General features: G+C 53.2%; 1 protein-coding gene. It reads left to right on the top strand.

Annotation, left to right across the window (positions count from 1 at the left end):
- Positions 1 to 251 (top strand): hypothetical protein (locus tag E1189_RS22075; protein WP_196220804.1); only part of this gene is annotated, 251 nt, incomplete at its 5' end.
- Between the last annotated feature and the right edge of the window lie 46 nt (positions 252 to 297).

Raw genomic sequence — 297 nt, 5'->3', positions numbered from 1 at the left:
GTGATTCGTTAGAGTCACTGGATAAGCAGGCCCAGTCCCTCAAGTCCCGCCTCAAAACCCTCGAGCAGCAATCCCGTCTTCTTTCTTCTTTTAAAGCCCAGGCTGCCACTGTGCAGTCTGTTGGCCGTTCTTATCGGGAAGCAAAATTGAAGGTGGAACAGCTGGCGCGGGAGCAGGCTCAGTCTGTTGCTCCCTCTAAAAAGTTAGAGCGCCAGCTGGCTGCTGCCCGCAATCCACTGAGCACAGTTTAACGGGAGCGCTGATTGTTTCAGAAAGTCAGAAAAGTTACGGGCGTTC

Origin of the sequence: Parendozoicomonas verongulae (assembly GCF_009711465.1) — a bacterium.
GTDB lineage: Bacteria > Pseudomonadota > Gammaproteobacteria > Pseudomonadales > Endozoicomonadaceae > Sansalvadorimonas > Sansalvadorimonas verongulae.
The sequence above is the reverse complement of the archived record's forward strand: the minus strand, read 5'-3'. Positions and strand labels throughout refer to the sequence as shown.